Origin of the sequence: Microcoleus sp. B3-A4 (genome assembly GCF_036705385.1) — a bacterium.
Lineage (GTDB): Bacteria > Cyanobacteriota > Cyanobacteriia > Cyanobacteriales > Microcoleaceae > Microcoleus.
In genome coordinates this window covers 1-21,847 of sequence record NZ_JAUBUI010000014.1, presented here as the reverse complement: position 1 = coordinate 21,847, position 21,847 = coordinate 1, and the positions used below count along the sequence as shown (strand labels likewise).

General features: G+C 47.1%; 15 protein-coding genes. 10 read left to right on the top strand and 5 right to left on the bottom strand.

Features of this window, described 5'->3' with window-relative positions:
* Nucleotides 1–308 precede the first annotated feature (308 nt).
* Nucleotides 309–3,620 carry a carbamoyl-phosphate synthase large subunit gene (carB, locus tag QUB33_RS08975; protein ID WP_333349678.1) on the top strand — a complete coding sequence of 1,104 codons (3,312 nt, stop codon included), beginning with the start codon at nt 309–311 and terminating at the stop codon, nt 3,618–3,620.
* Nucleotides 3,621–3,908: 288 nt separating this feature from the next.
* Here carB and QUB33_RS08970 read toward each other — a convergent pair whose 3' ends face one another.
* Together QUB33_RS08970 and QUB33_RS08965 are read right to left on the bottom strand one after the other, a co-directional pair.
* On the bottom strand, nt 3,909–4,163 hold the full coding sequence (locus QUB33_RS08970; RefSeq protein WP_333349573.1) for a DUF6737 family protein: 255 nt from the start codon (nt 4,161–4,163) through the stop codon (nt 3,909–3,911).
* Nucleotides 4,164–4,215: 52 nt separating this feature from the next.
* Complete coding sequence (locus QUB33_RS08965) at nt 4,216–4,818, bottom strand: Uma2 family endonuclease (RefSeq protein ID WP_333349571.1); 603 nt, start codon at nt 4,816–4,818, stop codon at nt 4,216–4,218.
* Nucleotides 4,819–5,062: 244 nt separating this feature from the next.
* On the opposite strand from QUB33_RS08965, the gene QUB33_RS08960 reads away from it, so the two are divergent.
* From QUB33_RS08960 to QUB33_RS08930, 7 genes are all read left to right on the top strand, one after another.
* Nucleotides 5,063–5,725 carry a vWA domain-containing protein gene (locus QUB33_RS08960; RefSeq protein WP_006635663.1) on the top strand — a complete coding sequence of 221 codons (663 nt, stop codon included), beginning with the start codon at nt 5,063–5,065 and terminating at the stop codon, nt 5,723–5,725.
* 178 nt (nt 5,726–5,903) lie between these two features.
* Nucleotides 5,904–6,677: a PP2C family serine/threonine-protein phosphatase gene (locus QUB33_RS08955; RefSeq protein ID WP_333349569.1), complete on the top strand. Its 774-nt coding sequence runs from the start codon at nt 5,904–5,906 to the stop codon at nt 6,675–6,677.
* A gap of 38 nt (nt 6,678–6,715) precedes the next feature.
* A complete protein-coding gene (locus QUB33_RS08950; RefSeq protein ID WP_333349567.1) occupies nt 6,716–7,384 on the top strand; it encodes a hypothetical protein in 669 nt (222 codons plus the stop codon).
* Between the two features lie 151 nt (nt 7,385–7,535).
* Nucleotides 7,536–8,228, top strand: a complete 693-nt coding sequence (locus QUB33_RS08945; RefSeq protein ID WP_333349565.1) for a hypothetical protein — start codon at nt 7,536–7,538, stop codon at nt 8,226–8,228.
* A gap of 358 nt (nt 8,229–8,586) precedes the next feature.
* Complete coding sequence (locus tag QUB33_RS08940; RefSeq protein WP_333349562.1) at nt 8,587–10,350, top strand: NACHT C-terminal helical domain 2-containing protein; 1,764 nt, start codon at nt 8,587–8,589, stop codon at nt 10,348–10,350.
* A gap of 328 nt (nt 10,351–10,678) precedes the next feature.
* Nucleotides 10,679–12,796 (top strand): DNA-binding protein, encoded by a 2,118-nt coding sequence (locus QUB33_RS08935; protein WP_333349560.1) that lies wholly within the window; start codon nt 10,679–10,681, stop codon nt 12,794–12,796.
* A gap of 267 nt (nt 12,797–13,063) precedes the next feature.
* Nucleotides 13,064–13,603: an MgtC/SapB family protein gene (locus QUB33_RS08930; RefSeq protein ID WP_333158519.1), complete on the top strand. Its 540-nt coding sequence runs from the start codon at nt 13,064–13,066 to the stop codon at nt 13,601–13,603.
* Nucleotides 13,604–13,933: 330 nt separating this feature from the next.
* Here the strand turns inward: QUB33_RS08930 and QUB33_RS08925 are convergent, their stop codons facing one another.
* Nucleotides 13,934–15,034, bottom strand: coding sequence for a precorrin-8X methylmutase (locus QUB33_RS08925; RefSeq protein WP_333349557.1), 1,101 nt, complete (start codon nt 15,032–15,034; stop codon nt 13,934–13,936).
* Nucleotides 15,035–15,195: 161 nt separating this feature from the next.
* Here QUB33_RS08925 and QUB33_RS08920 point away from each other — a divergent pair, with 161 nt between their 5' ends.
* Together QUB33_RS08920 and QUB33_RS08915 are read left to right on the top strand one after the other, a co-directional pair.
* The gene (locus QUB33_RS08920; RefSeq protein ID WP_333349555.1) at nt 15,196–17,109 is read left to right on the top strand and encodes a heavy metal translocating P-type ATPase; all 1,914 of its coding nucleotides are present in this window, start codon (nt 15,196–15,198) and stop codon (nt 17,107–17,109) included.
* A 298-nt stretch (nt 17,110–17,407) separates the two neighbouring features.
* On the top strand, nt 17,408–19,468 hold the full coding sequence (locus QUB33_RS08915) for an elongation factor G (RefSeq protein WP_333349552.1): 2,061 nt from the start codon (nt 17,408–17,410) through the stop codon (nt 19,466–19,468).
* A gap of 199 nt (nt 19,469–19,667) precedes the next feature.
* On the opposite strand, the gene QUB33_RS08910 is transcribed toward QUB33_RS08915, so the two are convergent.
* Both QUB33_RS08910 and QUB33_RS08905 read right to left on the bottom strand, forming a co-directional pair.
* Nucleotides 19,668–21,002 carry a hypothetical protein gene (locus QUB33_RS08910; RefSeq protein ID WP_333349550.1) on the bottom strand — a complete coding sequence of 445 codons (1,335 nt, stop codon included), beginning with the start codon at nt 21,000–21,002 and terminating at the stop codon, nt 19,668–19,670.
* Between the two features lie 160 nt (nt 21,003–21,162).
* Complete coding sequence (locus QUB33_RS08905; protein ID WP_333349548.1) at nt 21,163–21,588, bottom strand: hypothetical protein; 426 nt, start codon at nt 21,586–21,588, stop codon at nt 21,163–21,165.
* Nucleotides 21,589–21,847 lie beyond the last annotated feature (259 nt).

Here is a 21,847-nt window from a genome sequence, read left to right as displayed (position 1 = left end):
TCAGGCGGAATACAGGGATTGTGTATTTTAGAACACGATTTGACCGCAACACTTAAAATAGTCTTGATTTACCGATCGACTGCACCCTTTTCTCATCAATATTTCTGGTTAGCTGGGGGTGTCTGTCAGCCGGAGTTGCGAGGTCCTGCTTCCAAAAGGCTGATAATGGTGCACAATTTCAAATTAACAACAAAACTTGCACTATTTTGAGTAAGCTTTGGGGGGAACAGCTTAGAAAGCCTGTTTCTAAGACTGATGCAAAATATCAAATTAATCCTCCACCTTGTCCAATTACTAATTACGAACCTATGCCCCGTCGTCAAGACTTAAAAAAAATTCTTCTCATTGGTTCCGGCCCAATTGTTATCGGTCAAGCGTGCGAATTTGACTATTCAGGGACACAAGCTTGCAAAGCTTTGCGAGAAGAAGGTTATGAAGTAGTGTTGGTGAATTCCAACCCGGCAACGATTATGACCGATCCGGAAACTGCCGATCGCATTTACATCGAACCTCTAACGCCGGTCATCCTCGAACAAATCATCGCTAAAGAAAGACCTCAAGCAATTCTACCGACTATGGGCGGTCAAACGGCGCTAAATTTAGCAGTTGCTGTGGCTAAAAATGGCGTTTTAGAAAAATACAACGTCGAGTTGATTGGTGCTAAGTTGCCAGCAATTGAAATGGCTGAAGATCGCCTATTATTTAAGGAAGCGATGGCGCGAATTGGCGTCGCAGTTTGCCCTTCGGGAATTGCCAACACTCTCGACGAAGCCAAAGCAATCGGTCACCAAATCGGCAGTTATCCGTTAATTATTCGTCCGGCTTTTACAATGGGAGGCACGGGAGGTGGCATTTCTTACAATCAAGAAGAGTTTGAAGAAATGGCACAAGGCGGGATTGATGCCAGTCCAGTATCGCAAATTTTGATCGAACAATCTTTGATTGGTTGGAAAGAGTACGAACTGGAAGTAATGCGAGATTTGGCAGATAATGTGGTGATTATTTGTTCGATCGAGAATCTCGACCCGATGGGCGTCCACACCGGCGATTCTATCACCGTCGCCCCGGCGCAAACTCTTACAGACAAAGAATATCAGCGCCTGCGGGATGCTTCGGTGAAAATTATTCGCGAAATCGGAGTTGAAACCGGCGGTTCCAATATTCAATTTGCCGTCAATCCTGTCAACGGAGATTTCATCGTTATTGAAATGAATCCTCGGGTTTCCCGTTCCTCCGCCTTGGCCTCGAAAGCAACTGGTTTCCCTATTGCCAAAATGGCGGCAAAATTAGCAGTAGGTTACAGCCTAGACGAAATTTCCAACGATATCACCAAGAAAACTCCGGCGTCTTTTGAGCCGACAATTGACTACGTGGTGACAAAGATTCCCCGATTTGCCTTTGAAAAGTTCCCCGGTTCCGAACCGACTCTGACAACACAAATGAAGTCAGTAGGAGAGGTAATGGCGATCGGGCGCAGCTTCAACGAATCTTTCCAAAAAGCCCTGCGGGGATTGGAAACAGGCCGTGCAGGTTTCGGATGCGACAAACCGGAAAAGTTGCCGAGTTTGGAACAAATTCGCGCCGGATTGCGGACGCCAAATCCCGATCGCATTTTTACAGTTCGCCACGCGATGATGATGGGAATGTCGGTGGAAGATATCTTCGAGTTTACAGGAATCGATCCTTGGTTTTTGGATAAAATGCAGGAATTGCTGGAAACTGAGAAGTTCTTGAAACGAACGCGGTTGGACCAGTTGACAAAAGAGACAATGTTTGAAGTAAAGCAGTTAGGTTTTAGCGATCGCCAAATTGCTTACGCCACCAAAACACCGGAAGATCAAGTCCGCGCTTACCGCAAACAGTTAGGCATAATTCCGGTTTACAAAACAGTCGATACCTGTGCCGCTGAATTTGAAGCGTTTACACCGTATTATTATTCCACCTACGAAGCGGGAGCGGCAATTTGGGAATTGGGCGATGAAGAAAAGAAAGTTTCGCCTGTAGGCCACAGTCTCGCGCCAGAGTCGGAAGTTTTGCCTTCTACTAAACGAAAAGTGATGATTTTAGGTGGCGGGCCGAACCGGATCGGACAGGGAATTGAGTTTGATTACTGCTGCTGTCACGCTTCCTATTCCCTAGGAGAAGACGGGTTTGAGACAATTATGGTCAACTCCAACCCGGAGACGGTTTCGACGGATTATGATACGAGCGATCGCCTGTATTTTGAACCGCTAACAAAAGAAGATGTTCTCAACATCATCGAAGCCGAAAATCCAGAGGGAGTAATTATTCAGTTTGGCGGTCAAACGCCGCTAAAATTAGCGGTTCCTTTACAAGCATCTCTGGAAAATCACCCCGATGTACAAACAAAAATTTGGGGGACTTCGCCGGATTCCATTGATACTGCTGAAGACAGAGAGCGATTTGAAAAGATTCTGCGGGAATTGGATATTCAGCAAGCTGCTAACGGTTTAGCCCGCAGTTTTGAGGATGCTTTAATAGTAGCTCAACGGATCGGTTATCCGGTAGTGGTGCGACCGAGTTACGTATTAGGCGGGCGAGCCATGGAAATTGTTTATTCCGATACGGAATTGGAACGTTACATGACCTATGCCGTGCTAGTAGAACCCGATCATCCGATTTTAATTGATAAGTTCTTGGAGAACGCGATCGAGGTTGATGTAGATGCGATCGCCGATGTTACGGGCAATGTGACGATCGGCGGTATTATGGAACACATCGAGGAAGCGGGAATCCACTCCGGCGACTCTGCTTGTTCTATCCCTTACCAAACGCTTTCTGATGCAGCTTTGGCAACAATCCGCCGCTGGACTGTAGAATTAGCAAAATCCCTGAAAGTAATCGGGTTGATGAATATTCAATTTGCTGTTCAAGGAGAACAAGTTTTCATCTTAGAAGCTAATCCGCGAGCTTCTCGAACAGTGCCTTTTGTGTCCAAGGCGATCGGAGTTCCCTTAGCAAAAATTGCTTCGCGAGTCATGTCTGGCAAAACTCTAAAAGCTTTGGGTTTTACTGAAGAGATTATACCCACTCATGTTTCCGTAAAAGAAGCTGTATTGCCCTTTGCTAAGTTCCCGGGCGCTGATACCTTGTTAGGGCCAGAAATGCGATCGACCGGCGAAGTCATGGGAATTGACACTGATTTTGGCAAAGCATTTGCCAAAGCTCAACTCGGCGCCGGACAACTGATGCCGCTGTTGGGAACCGTGCTGGTTTCGATGCGCGATCGGGACAAACTAGCAGTTGTACCCGTTGTCAAGGAATTCTTAGAATTGGGTTTCAGAGTAGTCGCAACTCACGGGACACGCAAAGTTTTGCAAGAGCAAGGTTTAGAGGTTGATTTGGAATTGAAACTGCACGAAGGGCGGCCGAATTTGTTGGATTCGATCAAGAATGAGAAAATTCAACTAATTATCACCACACCTTCGGGCGAAGAATCCCGAGCCGACGGCATCTTTATCCGCCGCACAGCTTTGACTTACAAAATCCCGATTATTACCACAATAGCCGGTGCCAAAGCGACAGCAGCGGGAATTCGAGCGCTCAAATCAAACCCGATGGAAGTAAAAGCAATTCAAGACTATTACCCGCAAAGCTAGAGTGCAAAACACCCTATGTTTAGGGTGTGCAGGGCCCACTATTAGTGTCAACTTAAGCTTTTAGTCCGCCATTCCTCCCGCTCACCCGGCACTCTTTGCCAGGGAATGAATTCCCTGTCTTATAGCTAAAATCCTCTCAAAGAGGACTGAAGAACTCATTAGTCCTCATAGCGAGGACTTTCGCTTGGAGGTTCTTGTTGAAACCCCTGCCGGACAGAGGGTTTAACGTTAAGTTCACACCAATGACCGCGCACCTTATCCTAAACATAAGGTGCGCGTCACCAAAACCTAATCTGCATCGGAATCTAAAACTCCACTAGACAGCATCAGCCTCGGCCAAACTAACAAGAAAAAACCCATCCAAGCTAATAAAGGAATCGCGACTAAAACAGTTATCCAAACATTTTTTAATAAAAACCAACTACCGCTAATCAGGCTAGTACCAGTTAAAAGAATCGACCAAGGCTGACACCACCAAGGTTTGTAACTCCAAGGGCTAATAGCTTTTCGATCCGAAAGTTTTTTATCAGAAATAGATTTCATATTTTCAGTATTTTTTTATGGATAATAGTCTGGCTAGCTGGATTAACCGAAGTTAAACATTCATCACCTCTCCTGCTGTCAGGGTTAATTCGGGAAAAGTCCGCGACACAATTCGTTCACTGCCCTTGAACGCGCTTCTTTGATAGTTGCCCTCTGCATCTAAAAGGTGGACAAATACAGTTGGAGTTTTGGGATTTCCCAGAAATTCCCTGCTACCAATTGCTAAATAATCAACAATCCAATACTCAGGAATTCCGAGGCGCCGATATTCGTCCAATTTGTCTATATAATCGTCCTCCCAATTTGTTGATGTTACTTCCACAGCCAGTTGAATTGGTTCTCGTAAGGCAGAATAAGCAGAACGGTTCGATCGCCACAAGTCGCGATCGATTACGCTGACATCCGGTCTCCGCCCTTGTTCGATGCCGGCTTTACTTACAGTTCTGATAACGGCTGTAGTGTTGACTACATAATTCAAATTCTGTCGCCGGATTTCATCATTGAAGCCAAATAACAGGAAATTAGCAACATCATCATGATTTCTTGTGGAATTCATCTCTACAATTTCTCCATTTACCAGTTCATAGAGTCCATCTTCTGGACATTTTACAAGGAATTGGTCAAAGGTTAATTTGTGTGTGACTGTTGCAATCATAAGATTTATCCTTATTTTGCAGTAATACTATTAGTCTATATTACCACAGACCGGAAGAAATTTGTTTTATTGACGGCAGACATCCAATTCTCAAATCTAAAATATACAATCAAAAATTTAAAATCGATTCACGTAAATGGTAAAATGCGATCGCCCTAGCAATTTGCACTTAAATTTGTTACTGACTTGATAGAGTAAAGTAACAAACCTAGAAATCGAGCCACTCCCAGGTCAACCCCGAACCATGAGACTAGACGAAGCCGTAGAATTTGCCGAAAACCCAGAGCCGCGCTGTCCCTGCGTCCTCCTGCTGGACACCTCCGGCTCCATGCAAGGCGCACCCATAGATGCCTTGAATGAGGGGCTGGAAATTTTTAGGAATGACCTAATTAAAGACGAACTAGCTAAAAAGCGAGTCGAAGTCGCGATTATTTCATTTGATAATCATATCAAAGTCGTGCAAGACTTCGTGACCGCCGACCAGTTCGAGACGCCACTGCTGACAGCTCAAGGACAAACCCACATGGGCGCCGGCATTCAGCAAGCGCTAGACACCATTGCGGCCCGCAAATCCGAATACCGCAACAACGGCATTACCTACTACCGCCCGTGGGTATTTATGATTACCGACGGCGAACCTCAAGGCGAATCCGACGATGTGGTGGAAATAGCAGCACAGCGGATTAAAGAGGAAGAAACTAACAAGCGCGTGGCATTTTTTGCAGTCGGAGTGGAAGGTGCTAATATCCCCCGTCTCGCGCAAATTGTCGAGCGCACGCCTGTAAAATTGAAAGGATTAGACTTTAGAGAGATGTTCATCTGGCTGTCGGCTAGTATGCAGAGAGTTTCTCACTCAAAAATTGATGAACAAGTAGCACTGCCACCACCCGGATGGGGAACTGTTTAGTTATTAGTGGGAAGTCATTGGTCATTAGTAAGTGACAAGCGTTAAGGTGCGGTGTGCATGGAACCCTACATAATAAGTAAGGTGTGGTGTGCATCGCCCTACCTAATTAGGGATAAATAAACCCGTCCAGACTTTGCATAGTTGTGAATTTACGAAGTTTTGAGTTAAAGAGTTATTAATGCAGAATTCATCCTTTAATTGGCAAGTTGTAGCGGCATCGGTGATAGGTACGAGCCACGAAAAAAGATCGCAGCCTTGTCAAGATGCCCACTGCTGGCGTCTCTTGCCGAACGGTGTTTTAGCAGCAGCGGTTGCCGATGGCGCGGGCTCTGCAGCACTCGCAGAAATTGGGGCAAAAATTGCTGTGGAAGCGGTTGTTGAAACGATTTGCCAGCAACAGGAAAAGCTGCCTCAAAATGACGACGAATGGCAAGTATTCTTGACAGCATCGCTGCAAGTCGCGCGGGCGCAGGTGGAAGCAGAAGCGGCAGTGCGGGCAGTGGCGCCGAGAGATTTAGCCTGCACTTTAATTGCTGTTGTTGCTACGCCGGAATTAATCGCAGTTGCTCAAATCGGCGACGGTGCTGCGGTAGCAGGTGACAGTGCAGGAAATGCGCTCGCCCTGACTGTACCTCCCTGCGGCGAATACATCAACGAAACTATCTTTTTGATTTCGCCGAATGCAATTGAAACAGCGCAATTTCAGGTACTGCGGGAAAAACTCCGGCACTTGGCCGTGTTTTCCGACGGCTTGCAAATGCTAGCTCTCAAAATCCCGGAAGGCACGCCGCACGGGCCGTTTTTTGCGCCTTTGTTTCGGTTTTCTGGCGAGTGGAAAGAAGAAGAAGATGCGAAACAGCAATTAGAGTCATTTTTGCGATCGCCCCGCGTTTCCGAACGCACCGATGATGACTTAACTTTATTGTTAGCAACTTTTTCGAGCAATGTTTAGTCTGTTCAACTCCACTTACAAAAAGCGGATAAAAAATTATGACAAATCCACCAGTTAGTGCCAGAACTTTGTTGCGAGAAACATTTGCTACTACGGGGCCTATATACCCTCCCCTGTTGACAATCAACTTTCCCAATTTGATATTGTCCGCGCTCAATAGTTTTGGCAATCTCAGTTCACCAGGTGTTGTTTTCTTTATCTACTCGTTCGTGGCCGTTCCTTTATTTTCGGGAGCCATGATTTTCTACACTTACGGAAGTTTGACTCGAAATCCAGTAACTGTGGGTCAGGCTTTCAATCAAGCAAGCAGAAGATGGCTGCACCTTATTTTGGTTTATATTCTGTTTGTGGGGGTGGTGTTTGCAGGCTTCATTGCACTAATAATTCCCGGGCTTTATGTATCAAATCGCTTAATATTTTCATTGTACGGTACCGTCATTGATAACTCTTCGGCGGTGGACAGTCTTAGCACCAGTTGGGAATTAACTAAAGGGCGCTGGTGGTTGGTATTTCGAGCGACTCTTCTGATAGTTTTTGTCGTTTTTGTGCCAATAATATTGATTTCTTTATTAATAGATCCGACGGCCAAATCCGTAGGATATCAGCTTACAAGTAATCTACTCGGATTTTTAGCCGCACCGTTGATGAATGTTTATTTGGTTTTATTGTACCTGCGCCTGCGGGAATCGGCAGGAAGTATTAAATAGGCACCTCCTAAAAATTAAGTCAAGGGCAGGCAGGATACCTACCCCACAACAATTGTTGGAAATGTCTAATGAGCGGTGAAAATTTGGCGCGGTTCTATAATAAAATCGAGGTGTCAACAATTCTGCTTTAGTTTGTATAGTAGGTCGTCGTTTGCAAGCACAAGAGATTAAGGATAAGCTCAACTCCCTAATTAGCGCAGCAGATCCAATAGATCCCAGTTTGGCGAGAAGATTGGATGAAATCAATCGCTGGGTGAAAGATGTTAAACCCGGTTCGCTAACGGCTAAAAAATTTGTGATGGCTTTTTTGCTGCAGCTTATCCGAGATTCTCAGGTTTGGCTGGCAGTTCAATCTCTACCTTCGGAAATAGACAAAAAAGCCGCTTTTGAGTTAATGACTCCGGGGGAAAGGTATTGGTACAGCTATCTATTTCCTAAATGGCTGAGCGAAAACGATCGCAAATTTTACATCTGGAAACAAAAACTAAAAGCCGGTAAATTCGATCCGGGTGACGATCTCGTCATTCGTGCGATCGCAGCCCGAATTGTCGATCGCCAAGGCACTGTTTTGTATCGATATGTGGCCGATCTTTCTATGGCAACCGATTCCATCGTTAGCAGCCGCCAACAACAGCCCCTCTGCATTCAAGTCACTACTCTTTCGGATGAATTCTCTGAACAAAAATATCAGAATTGGCAACAAACTCTTCAAGATTGGGGGATTGACAGAGGATTATTTTTAAGTTATGATAAAAATGATGCAAATTTCCTGAACCAGTTAGTTAATATAGCATTATATAATAGTGATAATTTGCCCGCAGGTCGTTACCTCAAGTTCCCGTAAATCAAGCAGATATGCTGCTGAGAATAGTTCGACTGCTCCCAACTCGGTGAAAAAAAATTTTTTGACTAACTCACATATTGCACAATTTTCGGCAATGCCAAAAACCTAACCCCCAGCCTGCTTCTGGAAAAGGTAAAACAGACCAAGATTTTTCCTCCCCTTTTCTGTTTCCGGGAGGAGTCTGCCAGACGCTGGCAACAGGTGCTTGAGACGAAGGCTAAGCAATGGGAACATTTACCGCAGCAATCAATCGGGTGAAATAACTAGCAACTCGGCCTAAATTGAATTGAGATGAGATTTGATTTAAGTGCGGTGAAATTCTGGGAAATAAAATCTAATTACATCAAAATCAAATACTATGACTGTACAAGGTACGAACGCAGTTGAAAATAACTTGCAGAAAGTCTGGGAAGAATTGGAAGCCGCCAGAATAATGCAGGATGAATGGATGAATTACGGGGTAGATTTTGTGGATTTGTATGTGGAAGATGCGGGCGGTGATTGGTTGGAAAAGTGGGGTAAATGTGAAGAAGAATTAGAGCGAATTAAACATAATGTAGATATTGAAGCAGTCAAAGCAGCGATCGACATTCCCAGCTTTCAGCAGACAAAACTGCTGGAAATCGCCTTGAATTGCCGTTACTATACCAGCGATTACTCCGATCGCCCCGAGGAGTCTCTCGCTTGGCAAGACGTTAAGTACAAACGGCTGTCACTCTTAGGCGGAGCGATTTTCGGTGCTGTTGTTACCGATTACCTGTACCGCGAATATCCAGAACTCGCTCCAGATGCGATCTCAACTTTAAAAGCTCGTTTAGCAGACCCGAAAAAACTGGCGGAATTTGCACAAAATTTGAAATTAAACCAACTCGGTTGGCGCGTATGGAATCGGAAACAAACAGACGAAAGTGAGTACAATAGATTGCTTTCGGAGACTTTTGAGGCTTTGTTTGGCGCGATTTACTTGGAGTTTGAGCGGAATTTTTTCCGTGGGGGAAATTGGCTGATTCAGCACTTGATTGAACCAATTGTTAGCCAGCAGGGGGATTTAACTCAGCGGCGACAAATAGGGCCCGAAAACGAGCTGAAACGGCGGGAAATTCTGGGTGCGGATATTCTAGAGGCGATCGCGATCGACTATTTGTACAACCGCTTTCCCGAACGCAGCGCCAGCCAGCTAACTCGCTGGAAAAATATGTTAGTGGCTAAAAAGATTTTTCCCAAAGACTTTAAGGCAAAATTAGGCAGTCATTACCTAGAATTGGAGAGCAATTTCTCGCGTACCCGCGACTGGTTGGTGGATAACTTTATCAAAAGCGCAGTTGACGAACTGCTGGAAGAAAGCGACACTCAACCAGAATATGTGATTGACAGTGCGAACCCGGAATCACTGCCAGAATTGGTCAGCCGGATTACCGACAAAAAGTGGAAAAATGAATTTGTGAGAGTTGTCAGCATTTTGCAACCTGCTGACGAACTTTTGCTGCTGATGCAACAAAAATTAGATAGTATGGCGGCTAAAGATGAAACTTTGCAGCAGTTGCTAATCTGGGCAAATCACAAGTCTCAGTTAGTGCAAAGGAATTTCAAACCAGTCGAAATTCGCGCTTTTTATGTTGCCTTAGTTTGCGTCCTCGATTTGGCTTTGACTCGCGTCCTCGATCCGAGTCTGAAGTTTGATAGATCGAAAGTTCGCAAGTTGCGGAATTGTTTGGCAAAGGCGGGAAAAAATGTAGAATTTGCAGATGTTAACGAGTCTCTGAAATTGGCTTTTGATAATGATGTGGCGGGTATTTTGGTTGGCATTTGGGCGCTGGATATTGAACCAGAACTTAAACAACTGCTGGCACAATTTCAGACTGAGATGCCGGATTTGCAAAACTGGAAAAACTGGCGCAAAGAGTTCGGTAACTGTTGGCTGGCAAAATTCAAAACTGCGATCGGCTACAATCGAGACTTTCGCCCCCAACAGAAAACTTTGCTGAAACAGTATTACTATGCCCACAACTTGCTGGTGGAATGCCTCAACAGCGATAATTGTCAGGTGACACCGGCCGTCAGACAAAAAATTGAGGATAAAATGTTGTTATTGTCGGTGGATTTGAAGCTGGTTTATATTTAATTTTGATAGCGCGGACGGGCGGGACGCCCATCCCACTAATGGATGGACGGGCAGGATGCCCATCCCACTAATGGATGGACGGGCAGGATGCCCATCCCACTAATGGATGGACGGGCGGGACGCGCATCCCACTAACAACAACAGGGCTTACCCACTCCCACCCTAAAAATCGGGTTTTTTACCGAATCTGCGGGCTGCAACGCATCTTTTGGTGAAAAACCCGGGCTCTCCTCACCGGTGCCTAAGTCATAACAAAGGTAAGATTTAATGGGCAAGTCAAGTTTATTGAGTCATGGCTTCCGAATCCTGTATCCCATAACCGAATTCTATGCAGTTGCAGCGCCAATTTAGCGGACAACTGATTGCGATCGACACCAAAACCGCGATCGCCAGTGGCGGTGAAGGTCGCATCTACCCGATCGCCCAAGACTCGTCCCTTGTAGCAAAAATCTACCACAAACCGACAGACGAAGACGGCGACAAACTCACAGTCATGTTCAGTATGCCGCCGGATGCGCCGATCGCGGAACCCGGGCACGCTTCCATTGCTTGGCCGATCGATTTGCTGCATACTGTCGGCGGGCGAGAAAAAATCGTTGGTTTTGTGATGCCGCGCGTCAACAAAGTGATGCCGGTACACACTTTCTACACACCCAAAACCAGGCGCGAACAAAAACCGCTATTTAGCTATCTTTACCTCCACCGTACCGCCAGAAATCTCGCCTCGGCTGTAAATGCCCTCCACGTCAGGGGTTACGTCATCGGCGACGTAAACGAGTCGAACATTCTCGTGACGGATACGGCGTTGGTAACGCTGGTAGACACGGATTCGTTTCAAGTGCGCGATCCTTATACGGGTTACGTTTATCGGTGTCCCGTCGGGAAACCAGAGTTTACGCCGCCCGAGTTGCAGGGCCAGACTTTCCGCGATATCGATCGATCTCCCGAGCACGATTTGTTCGGTTTAGCTGTATTAATTTTTCAATTGCTGATGGAAGGTACGCACCCGTTTTCGGGAGTTTATCTCGGTAGCGATGAACCGCCCCCTTTGGAAGCGAGAATTCGATCGGGCCATTTCCCCACAGGTACGAAACGGATTCCCTACCGCCCGATGCCGGCTGCGCCTCCTTTCGAGATGCTGCATCCGCGACTGCGGCAGATGTTTATCCGCTGTTTTGAGGAAGGGCACGGCAATCCTTCGGCGCGCCCGGATGCGAAAACTTGGGTGAATGCGATTCGGGAAGCGGAAGATGCTTTGGTAACTTGCAGCAAAAACAGTCAGCATAAATACGGAAATCATCTCAGTCGGTGCCCTTGGTGCGATCGGGCAAAACTCCTCAAAGGGCGCGATCCGTTTCCTTCGCGACAAGCAGTCAGCAACGGATTGCACTTGCAGCCTGCGAAAATCAAGCGTAAAAAGCCCCAACCACCGCCTGTCGTGAGGGAGCCAGCAGTGCGCCGGCAACAGCCCGCCACGGGGCTGCCACGCCCCCTCGGTCAGTACGCAGTGCCGTTGCTGCCGATGCCGATGTCTTCTCGGAGTCGAACTCCTGCGCCTCGGGTTCCCGTGGGCAAGTTTGAGCGCATTGTTCAGGATGCTGCTTGGGGAGGTGTTTGGGGTAGTTTGTGTTTGGCGGCGATCGGGGGGATTTATTCGGTAATAGCTGAGGGCGGCGGCGCTATTTTGGGGGCGATTTTTGTTGGTACGATTTGGGGCTGTTTTTTTGGGATGATGTGGGGCATTTTTACTTTGCCGCCGAATCAGATTTGGCGGAAGTGGGGCGGAGTTTTGGTGGGGGCGGCTTGGGGGGCTTTTTTGTTGGCGGCGATCGGCGGTGCGGTGTTTGGCGCGATTAATAGCACTCCGGGAATCGGGGAGAGGATTTTGGCTGGGGCGGGGGTTGGTGCTGTCTGGGGCTGTGTTTGGGCGAGTTTTCGGCCTCCTCTGGCGCTGCCGGCGGGGAGGGTGTGGGGCCGGCGGGGAGGGTCTTTGGGGGCTGTCTGGGGCTCGTTTGTGGGGACTCTGGCTGGTGTTTTTTTGGGGGTTGGGCTGGTGGTTTGGCAGCAATACGGTGTCCAGATGCGACCGGTGAATGAGTTTGCGGGTTTGCTGCTGGGTGTGGCGATCGTGGCGGCTGGTGTCGGTTCTGTTGGAGGTGTGGTTTCTGGGGGTTTGTTGGGTTTTTGCGGGTTTTCGCCGAAGCTGCCGATTTCGTTTCAGCCTTCGGGCTTGAAGGGTGGGGCTTTGGGGGCGATTTGGGGCAGTTTTTTGGGGACTTTTGCGGGTGCTGTGTTGGGTGGGTTGGTGTCTGCGATGTTTCCGGCTGTCAGCGCTGGGGTGCCGGTGGAGTTGGGGCCTGTGGCGGGGGCGATCGTGGGGGCTGGTTTGGGGGCGATTTGGGGCGTGGTTTCGGGTACTGTTTGGGGGGCTTTGGGGAAATGGTGAAGAAAGAAGCAACGATGTAAATTTGCAACCGCAGATATTTCTCTGCAAGCTATTACCCAGCGCCTCAACAAAGCTTGCGAGTTCCAGGGTTTGACGTTTCGGGGTCGCACATCGAGCCGAACCTCTACTTGAATTTAACTTAGTCTTAACTTAAACTTAATCTGATTCCCTAGTAAATCCAGCGACTAACCGGAGTTAGATTAAGTCAGCCTGCCACGCCTGGGAATGCGTGCGCGTGAAGAGCCCATTCTAGTAGGAGTACAGGCAATGAGTTCTATCTTTTTCAGCCCCAACGATTGGCAAACAGTCACCTTTAGGCTGACGGCTGCACTACTGGTAGGCTTCGCGATCGGCATGAACCGCCAGCAGCCAGGTAGACCAGCAGGTTTAAGAACCTTTATGATTGTGAGTCTAGGCGCAGCTATATTTGTAATGATTCCTTTGCAGATGGATGGCGACAGCACCTTTTCCTCTTCCAATGCTTTGAGCAGAACTATCCAAGGAGTTGCCACAGGGGTAGGCTTTCTCGGAGGCGGAATCATTCTGCAACAAACTCAATACCCACGGGGTAAAGCTGAAGTCAAAGGATTAACTTCCGCCGCCACTATTTGGTTGGCTGCCGGATTAGGTGCAGCGGCAGGCTGCGGTTTGTGGGTGATGAGTTTGATAGGAACGCTGTTTGCACTCTTGGTTTTGAGTGGCGTCAAACGGCTTAAGAAGTCTGTCTTGATTCGTCCTTATGCTAACAGCCAACCAAAAACACGAGTCAAAGATGCAGCCTCAGTGCCAGATCGGCAGCCAGAATAACTGAGCTTCCCTTTCAAAAAGTACAATATCTATTCAGCACGGCCAAACACAATCCTGAGTATCTGAGTACCTTTTGCTGTTAATTGCTCTGCCTTGAAGCTCCGAAAGTTTTAGGTTAAAAGAGAAGCCAAATTTTGTTTATGGGTGATAGGAGCCTGAGTAAGTAAGTCGGAGCTTGCTGTCTTAAACCCCGAAAAATCGGAGTAATACTTATAATATAAACACTTCTTTTTGCCATACTCTTTAAACTAGGTTTCCAGCCAGAATTGCGCTATCCAACAAATCCCGATTAAGGATAATTTGATTTGTACGCTTTTCTCAAGCCAATTTTTACTTGAGATGACAATGACAATTCGGCTTTTCAATCAAAGACTCAACCAAAGCATTCAAAGCAACCGCCGCCAACAATCCGCCGCCAAAAGTCCCGACAGTCGTAATATAAGCAACGCCCGATCGCACTAACCGCCGTTTCGCCACCGGAGAATGACTAAAACCGATCGGCATTCCCACTACCAAAGCCGGTTGCAGTTGCCCACTCTCGATCGCCTCGCAAACCGCCATCAGCACAGACGGCGCATATCCTATCACTAATATACATCCCTTTTCCAGTTTCAACAACTTTTCAAACCACTCACCCTGCCGCCAGAATTCCTGTTCCGCTTCCGCCGCAGCATTGATGTGCGGGTCATCAATTAAAGTTTCAATACTTGTTCCCAAATGCGCCAATCTAGTTCGATCCAAAGCCGCAAAAACAGGCGGCACATCAGCCACAATTTGACACTGATTTTTCAAAGCTTCCCGCGCCGATTTAATCGCCGTTTCGCTCAATTGCACAAACGGCAGCAGCGAACAATCTCCGCAGGCTAACACCAGTTTTGAAAGCAAGTCTACCTCAATTTCCGAGCGATCGCCCAAATCCGGCAACAAAAGCTGCAACGACTCCCCAAAATCCTCGGGGTGAGTGTGCGCCCCCGCATCCCAACCCTCCCAAAGTTGTTCCAACTCATCCAACCCCCCCTCAGTTTCCACCTGCAACAGCCTTAATTGCGCCAATGCGTCCGCTTGCACCGCTTGACAGGAAATATCCCGCCCCAGCAATCCTTCCAGCGCAGAAGCCGTTTCTCTGAGGCGAACAATTTGCTGAATAACCGACAGATATGGCCGTTGCAGAGTCGCCATCAGCGCGTCAGGGGAAGCATCCGCGTCAGTTTCTAACAGTTTGCGGATGTGAGACAGTTGAAAGCCTTGCTGCTTGAGTGCGACTATTCTTTGCAGTCTTTGCACATCGCTGCGGGTGTACAGTCTGTAGTTAGAGGTCGATCGCACCGCCGGAGATAGCAGCCCCAAAGCGTGATAATGTCGCACCATCCGAGGGGTAATTGTGCCTTTTACCGCTTCTGTAAGTTGTTTGATTGTCAGGTATTCTTGCATTGGATTTTTTAACCGCAGATATGGGCGGATAAACGCGGATGGACGCAGATGGGTATGGATGGTTATTGAGTTTTGTAATTTTGTTTGGTTTTACTCTTGACATTGACATTAATGTCAATGTTTAGGCTACAGGAGTCATTCTACTAAATCAAGCTTTACAAATGACTTCTAATTCTTTGTCACTTTCTCGCATCTCCCAGTTAGCCGAAGAACATCCAGATGCTGTGACTGCCGCCCTGTGCGGAATTCTAGTAATCTTGGGTTCGCTAGCCCTGCAATTCGGCTGGCTGGGTGTAGCCGTGTTAATCTTACCCGCAGCTTATGTTATCGGCGGCTATTCCAGTACCCGCGAAGGCTTAACTACGCTTTTTCAAGAACGCGAATTAGATGTAGATTTGTTAATGATTGTCGCTGCTTTGGGCGCGGCCGGTTTGGGGCTGTGGCGGCAAGAATATCATTTAATTGTTGACGGTGCGGTATTGATTTTAATCTTTGCAATTAGCGGCGCCCTTGAAGGTTATGCTATGCAGCGGACTGAACGCAGCATCCGCAGTTTGATGAGTTTGACGGCGGATACTGCTAGGGTGGTAATGTACGGCGGGGAACGGTTCGTTGCGATCGACAAATTGGAAATTGGTGATTACATTTTAGTCAAGCCCGGAGAAATCATCCCCACAGATGCGATAATTATTGAAGGCTACAGTGCGATCGATCAAGCCTCGATTACCGGCGAATCGATGCCCGTGGAAAAAACCAGTGGCGATGCAGTCTATGCAGGTACAATTAACGGTGTCGGCGCGCTGAAACTCGAAGTGCATAAAACTCCAGAAAGCAGCTTGATTCAGCGAGTGATTCGGCTGGTTCAAGAAGCGCAAACAGCAGCGCCGCCTTCTCAAATGTTTGTGGAAAAATTCGAGCGCGGTTATGCCAAATTAATTGTCGGTTTAGGCTTGCTTCTCGCAACTTTGCCGCCCTTTGTTTTGGGCTGGAATTGGGAAGAGACAATCTATCGGGCGCTGATTTTCCTAGTAGTCGCCTCCCCCTGCGCGCTGATGGCTTCGATTATGCCCGCGCTGCTTTCGGGAATTGCTAACGGGGCAAGACAGGGGATTTTGTTTAAAAGTGGCGCGCAATTAGAGATGATTGGTAAAGTCAGGGCGCTCGCCTTTGACAAAACCGGAACTCTCACCACAAGAAAACCTGAAGTTATCCAAATTGTACCAGCAGCCGGATATACTGAAACAGAAGTTCTGCAATTGGCTGCCGCCCTAGAAGCTCATTCCGAACACGCGATCGCCTCTTCAATTGTCAGCGCCGCCCAGCAGCAACAGTTACAATTGTCAACCGCTACCGACGTACAAGCAAAAATCGGTCAAGGAATTGTCGGCAAAATCAACAATCAAATCATTGCCATTGGTAAAGCCGAATTTGTCGAAGCAACTTCCGAATTGACTCAAATCAGCCAGCAGTTGCAAACCGAAGGTAAAACAGTTGTTTGGGTGGCAAAGGGCGCTCAGCTTTTGGGAATCATTGCAGTAGCAGATACCCTCCGCCCCGAAGCAGCAGCAACGGTAAAACGCTTGCAAAAATTAGGCGTAGAACATATAATCATGCTAACCGGCGACAACGAGCAAACAGCTCAACACATCGCCCGTCAATTAGGCATCAATGAAGTGTACGCCGAACTTTTGCCAGAAGACAAAGTGCAGGCAATTAAACAACTGCAAACCCAGTATCAAACTGTAGCAATGGTAGGAGACGGCATCAACGACGCCCCCGCCCTCGCTCAAGCTTCCGTGGGCATTGCGATGGGAATTTCCGGCAGCGATGTTGCTTTAGAAACTGCTGATATCGTATTAATGGCCGATAAGTTAGAACAACTAGCTAAAGCAATTAGTTTGGGCCGCCGCGCTCAAAAAGTTGTCAAACAAAACATTGTTTTTGCACTCAGTTGCATTGTCCTGTTATTGGCAGCTAATTTTTTCGGAAACATCACCATGCCTTTGGGCGTCATCGGTCACGAAGGATCTACAGTAATAGTAACATTAAGCGGTTTGCGACTGCTCAGAAATTAGGCCAATCGAGACAGAGGAAGAGTGATATCAAATCCGCTCTTCATCGGAATTATTAGTCTCTCTCTTCTCTTCCTCTGCGTTCTCTGCGTTCTCTGCGGTTAAAAAATCCAAATATTAAGAAAAACTACAATTTGTGTTTTGTTACTAAAAACACGCTAGGGTCAAAAGTATTAAATCATACCAAAATCTGAAATTGCTCGAAACTGCAATAAAAATTAACCTAGAAAAAGTCTAGAAAATGGTATAGAACAGATTGCACCAAGAGCAATGGAAAAAAAGTTTTCTGTTGGAGGCTATTATGAACGAAAAAGTCATTGGGGCCACGCGGAACGTTGCAATTGTTGGCCCTTATTTAAGCGGTAAAACCGCACTGCTCGAAAGTTTGCTGTCGGTGACAGGGACAATTACCCGCAAAGGTAATGCCAAGGATAGCAATACAATAGGTGATAGTTCGCCGGAAGCACGCGATCGCCAAATGAGCGTAGAAGTAAACGCCGCCACCGCTGAATATGAAGGCGTCCGCTTCACATTTCTCGACTGTCCGGGCTCAGTAGAATTTGTCCAAGAAACTTACAATGCGCTGATTGGTGTGGATGCGGCGATAATTGTTTGCGAACCCCAAGCCGATCGCACTTTAACCCTCGCACCCCTGTTTAAATTCCTCGACGATTGGGAAATTCCCCACCTAGTTTTCATCAACAAGATCGATCGCGCTTACACAGACGAAACTACTTGCGGCACCAACTTCACCGAGGTGATCGACGCACTCAAATCCGTTTCCAGCAGACCGATCGTACCTCACCAATATCCGATCGGCAAAAACGAACAAATCATCGGTTTTATCGACTTAGTAACCGAACAAGCTTACCACTACCATCCGGGCGCCGCCGCAGATCCCGTCCCGCTTCCAGAACACCTCAAAGCACAAGAAAGCGCAGCGCGGCAGCAAATGCTCGAAGAATTGGCGAATTTTGACGACCATTTACTCGAAGAATTGCTCGAAGAAATCAATCCCGACGCCGAAGAAATTACCCGCGATTTAAAGATGGAATTAGGCGCAGATTTAATTGTGCCAGTATTCATCGGCATGGCCGAACAAGATTTCGGCGTGCGGCCTCTACTGGAAGCTTTGCTGAGGGAAGCGCCGACACCCGAAACGACAGCCGATCACCGCAGCATTATACAAAGTGAAAACAAAGTTCTGGCTCAAATCCTCAAAACCTATTACACGCCGCAGGGAGGCAAACTATCGTTAGTGAGAATGTGGCGGGGGACGCTGGCAGACGGAGCAAATTTGAACGGCGTTCGAGTTAACGGTTTGTACCGCTTGACAGGCCAGCAAACACAAAGTTTGCAATCCGTCAGCGCGGGGGAAATTGTGGCTTTGGGAAGGCTAGAAGGCCTGAAAACAGGCGATACGCTGGCGCTAGACCGATCGGAAGAATTGCCAAAAGCCGAAATCATCCCGCCTGTCTACGCACTGGCGATCGTCCCAGAAAAGCGCAACGATGAAGTTAAGCTGAGCTCCGCTTTAGCTAAATTGCTAGAAGAAGACCCATCTTTAGTCTGGGAACAGCACGGCGACACTCACGAAATTATACTTTGGGGTCAAGGCGAAATCCACCTGAAAGTAGCCTTAGACAGGTTGCGCCGCAAGTATAACTTGCCGATGGTAACTCACTTACCGCAAGTGCCGTACAAAGAAACCATCCGCAAACCTGCATCTTCCATCCACGGGCGCTACAAACACCAAAGCGGCGGACACGGACAGTTTGGCGATGTGTACCTCGACATTCAACCCCAGCCACGAGGCGAAGGCTTCAATTTCACCGACAAAATAGTCGGCGGCGTCGTCCCAAAACAGTACATTCCCGGCGTGGAAGTGGGAGTGCGCGAGTATTTGGACCGCGGCCCGCTGGGTTTCCCGGTGGTAGACGTAGCGGTGACGCTGACGAACGGTTCCTACCATTCTGTGGACAGTTCCGAACAAGCTTTCAAGCAAGCGGCGCGTTTGGCGATGCAGGAGGGAATGGCGAAGTGCGAACCGGCATTGCTGGAGCCGATCGCCAAAGTTGAAATTTGCGCTCCGAACGAGTGTACATCAAAGGTGTTGCAGTTGGTCAGCGGACACCGCGGCCAAATTCTCGGCTACGAAAGTAAAAAAGGCTGGAAGGGATGGGATGCAGTTTCTGCTTATTTGCCGATCGCAGAAATGCAGAATTTGATCGTAGAATTGCGATCGCAGACAATGGGAGTCGGATTTTTTAATTGGGAGTTCGATCGATTGCAAGAAGTGCCGGAACCTTTAGCTAAGCGGGTTTTGCTAACAACTGCCGGCAATGGAAACGGTAAAAGTTAAGCTGTAGGGGCGGGTTTCACCAACCATCTTGGGAAGAATTGAAAGGATAAATAAACCCGCCCCCGCCCCACGGTCAATCTGAATGTACATTTCGATTTACCGTTGGGTGGGGGCGGATTTTTGAGATTGTTTGTTTGAGGTGATTATGGTTGGTAAAACCCGCCCCTACGAGAATTATGTCAATTGTCAATCGCCGAGACTAACGCCGAAAAAAGCGCGAGCACACACCTATAATTACCCATGTCAGGAGGCTAGCAGCTATCCCTGATAGAATGCTAAATCCCATAATTACCCTCAATCCCGAACCCGGAGCGAAAATTGGTACAAACGTATTTATGGCAGTATTGATAGTAGGATTTGCTTCGATTTCCGTTTTGAAATTGGCAGCCGCAGAACCTACAGTACCAGCAGTAGACAGCCCGACTCCGACTATACCGACTATTGTCTGAAAAGTGCGATCGCTCTCAGCTTTCCTAATCTCTACCGTACCTCTAATGGTATCAGTCAGACTCCGCAATATTTCCAAACAAGGACGAAAATTGTCAATATCTTTTTGGATTTGCTTGGGATAGTGTTGTTTAGCCCGATCGCAAAAATCCTGCAAAAACTTCAAATCATCAGTAGATCTAGCCTTGGCTTGAATTTCCGCCAGCTTAGCCTCATACTTCTCCAGATTAACATTAATTGTACTATGTTGCAACTCCAAATAATTAAGGTCGATCGCAAACTCCGACAATTTTCCCATCGCCTCCAGCAGTTTCTTGAGATTGAGTCGAGAAGTATTCCTCATCCCCACAATTTGGTTGTAATTACTCACCAACCGTTCTTTTAACAGTAGACTGTTCTCGTAAGCCCAGATAATTTTATGGCGGAAGCACAGCAAATCCAGCCAACTAACATAAAAATCCCTAGCCCATTCCTGACAAGCCGCTTCATCGGGATACAAAATTACTAGCAGTTGACAATTATCCTCAATCTTATCGCCCCAAAACTCAGCTACTTTCCCACCTAAAAACAGACCGCTTCCTTGAGAAACACCATCTTTTTTAAACAAACACTTGTAAACCTGTTTTGCAAGTTCTGCCGCTTCCAAATCAGTCCCAGATTCCAGCCAACCAGAAAGCATCCACGTTTTGCCGATATTTTCCAACTTCGGTGGTTGGGGAATTAAATCTTGCAAACTTTCAATCAGTTTAATAACTTTGTCAGGTTGATACTTATCATCAACGTAGCCGTCAAATAAAAGTTGATAATTATCGCTAACATTCCAGCGGCGGTAGCGACCCTTAACTTTAACTGGATGGTTGTTCAGGTTTCCTGTAAAAGGTAAATCGGCTACTGTTTCCTCATGTAGCGCCAGAAACTTTTGTTTTTGTTCAGGGGTAAAGGAAACATTCAGCTTTTTGTGCAATTGTGCAGACAAACTCGCTAAAAATCTGCGGTAAACTTTCCGAGTTTCCGGTTCGCCGACACCCAACCCTTGTTTGAGAGTGTAGCTAAATAAATTCAGGGTAGGGTCAACTAATTTGAGCATAAAATCTGTGATAAATGTCCCTTGTTGTCGAGTCTCGCTCCCCCTAAATCCCCCTTAAGAAGGGGGATTTTGAGAACACTTTTATACCCCTCTTACAAATCCTGACTTGGAACACTCTTGTCCCCCCCTTCTTAAGGGGGGTTAGGGGGGATCGAGAGGACTAAAACCTCAACCGATAAACCCGTTCCACCAAATCACTAGCCTTTCCCAATAACCTCCTCGCGATACTCTGCGGATTATAATTAGTCAAAGGAGGAGCCAAAAAATTATTATAATCATCAGTCTGCCGCGAAGGAGTATTTTCATCTAACTCAGGAAGAAACTTATTCTTTTCCTCCGACTCATCCAGTTCCTGCAACTCCTCATAAGCCTCATTAAAACACTCAGAAAAAGCAGCATCTTTTTGAGCGATATCAACAAGCAAAGCCGCTTTCTGTAAGTCGCCACTCACCAAAGCTGCACCAACCTCATTCACTTTAGCTATCAACTCAGGCGAAAGAGGTGCTTCAAATCTCGCGAGGGCGATTAAAAAAGCTTTCGGCGCAAACTGATCGAATCCCGATAAAGTAAGTTGTGTAGAAGTCATAATATTTTAGCCGTTGCCGGTGATAGTGAAAGCAGCCCAGTGGTAAGGGTGCTCGTAGGGTTTCTCATCTATTTTAGCTAATTTTTTTTGCAGTCGTGAGGCTTCCCTTTCAAAGAAAAAGATGTTGTCAAACTCAGCCTCTCTCAGCAAAGGCAGCAACTCTCCGGCGTACCACTCGCCTAAGTAGGTCGGCGAGAAAAAACAAAACTATGTTAAGATAGATAAAGAAAGATATATTTCTAGTGACGTAACAAATATA